The sequence below is a fragment of the Fructobacillus sp. EFB-N1 genome, from assembly GCF_001038455.1.
Lineage (GTDB): Bacteria > Bacillota > Bacilli > Lactobacillales > Lactobacillaceae > Fructobacillus > Fructobacillus cardui.
In genome coordinates this window covers 1-2,475 of record NZ_LDUY01000045.1, presented here as the reverse complement: position 1 = coordinate 2,475, position 2,475 = coordinate 1, and the positions used below count along the sequence as shown (strand labels likewise).

General features: G+C 36.4%; 1 protein-coding gene. It reads left to right on the top strand.

Annotation, left to right across the window (positions count from 1 at the left end; translation table 11 throughout):
* Window positions 1-287: 287 nt before the first annotated feature.
* Window positions 288-2,475, top strand: a 2,188-nt coding sequence (locus tag FEFB_RS07885) for a MucBP domain-containing protein (protein ID WP_152666258.1), incomplete at its 3' end; no start/stop codon positions are given.

Here is a 2,475-nt window from a genome sequence, read left to right as displayed (position 1 = left end):
CAACAATCGACCCATGAAGTTACATAACTACCAGACGCCACTAGAAGTTTTTCGGGGTTGTTCGAATTAAACTTGTAATCTGCCATTTTGTTTAAGTCTTTCTCGAATTTGTTAAATTTAAAGTTTAACTAAATGATACCATTTTAAATAAATATTTCGAATGATCTGTTTCAATTATTCTTATTACATTTGTTAAATTTCTTTTTGATGCAATGATTGACAAAATTTAAATTAGAATTATAATTGTGTTAAATATATATATTTAGAATGATTTGAGAGGTTTTAATATGGAAGAAAAGAGAGTGAATAGATATAAAATGTACAAATCAGGGAAACATCTTGTTTTCTCTTTGTTTTTATCATTTTCTGTGGGAGCTATTTTAAGCTCTTCAAATTTTTTGTCATTTGATTCAAATGATGATTTACATTTATTTCTTCATGCAAAGGCAGACAATGTTTCGTCAAATATTGATTGGAATAATTGGCAGACAGCTTCTACTGTTCCAAGTGATAATGGAGATCTAACAGGATCAAAGGGTCATATTGTTGTTTCCGGAATTGGACTTAAGACAGATGTTAAAGATGGTTATGTTCAAGGTGATACTCAACCTACTGTTACTTTAGATGCTTATACACTTCGATACAGTAAAGGATCCGCAGCAAACTCTATTTCATGGTCTAAATTAAATGGTGCAAATATTTCCAATGTAGTCCTAACAGACCCTAATGGTAATACGCAATCTATTTCTGGTTGGCAGTTCTTAGATATTAATGGCAATGTAACACAGAATTTGGATAATGCTGTTTGGCTTTCCTTTCCTTTCCTTTTAACAAGCAGTAATGGAAGAATCACGTATTCTAATAATGCTCAGGGAAACACATGGGGTTTTAATCAAAAATTTACACTTTCTTTTGACTTGGATATACCGGATGAAGCAGTAAAACATGGTTATAAATCTTATAGAAATGCTGTAACCAATCAAACTGAACCTCAAGTTGTTAAGTCTTACTATAGAGATGTTAATAATAATGGTGATTTATCAAATCCTGATAAAGTAGGGGTTGGAGGTTCTTGGGGTCAATCGGTGACAGCTCAAGCTAAAGATTTGACTAGTCAGGGATATTATTTTGTAAAGTCATCTGAGTATATAAACGATGATAATCATGTAGCTTCATCGCAAAATAGCTCTATGAGTCATCAGTTAAATTCAGATAAAATTGCGGATGTATTTTATTATTCTAATTCAGCGAGTGTTACTGCTAAATATGTTGATGAACATAATAAAACATTACATCCTGATAATATTTATTTAGGTGTGACAGGTGGAGCGTATAAAACGCAATCTATTGATATTCCAAATTACCATTTAGTTAAAGTGAATGGGCAAGAAAGTGGAAATTATGCGATGCCTGTTAATAACGCATCAGTAGGAAATAATCCTGTAGTTTACGTGTATGAGCCAGACCAAGAATCAGCCACTGTACAATATATTGATGATACTACTGGGAAAATTTTAGAATCCCATAATTTAACAGGTAGTTATGGAACAACTGATTCATATAGTACACAGGATACAATAAAAAAATATGAAAATGACGGATATGTAGTTGTTAGTGATAATTATCCTAGCAATGGTGTTACATATAATAGCGACACCCAGACATTTCAAGTACATTTAGATAATCTAAAGTTTCAAAAAGACACGCAAAAAGGAGACCTACAAGCCGAACATGATCAGGTGGTCCAAACCATTAATGCTGATCCAACCTTGACGAGCGCTGAGAAGCAAAAGCAAGTCCAGGCAGCCAATCAAGTTTTGCAAGACAATGGTGCTAAAATTAACCAAGCTCAGAGTGCGGATGTTATTAATGCGGCTATGGTAGAAGCTAAGAAGGGATTTAATCAAGCACACCAAGCAGGTAGACCCGTTGCCGATCAACAGGCAGCTCAAAAGCAGAGCTTACAAGCTGAACATGATCAGGTGGTCCAAGAGATTAATGCTGATCCAACTTTGACGAGTGCTGAGAAGCAAAGGGAAGTCCAGGCGACTAATCAGGCTCTAGTGGATAATCAAACGAAGGTTGATCAAGCCAAGGATGCGGATGCGATTAATGCAGCAACGGAACGAGGTAAGCTAGTTATTGATTCAACGCACCGAATAGGTTCGTTAATAATGGATCAACAGGCAGCTCAAAAGAAGAGCTTACAAGCTGAACATGATCAGGTGGTCCAAGCCATTAATGCTGATCCAACTTTGACGAGTGCTGAGAAGCAAAAGCAAGTCCAGGCAGCCAATCAAGCGTTGCAAGACAATGATGCTAAGATTGATCAAGCAGAGGATGCGGATTCCGTTAATGCAGCTATGGCAGCAGGCAAGCAAGCAATTGATGCAACGCACCAAGCAGGAACACCGGTTGCCGATCAACAGGCAGCTCAAAAGAAGAGCTTACAAGCTGAACATGATCAGGTGGTCC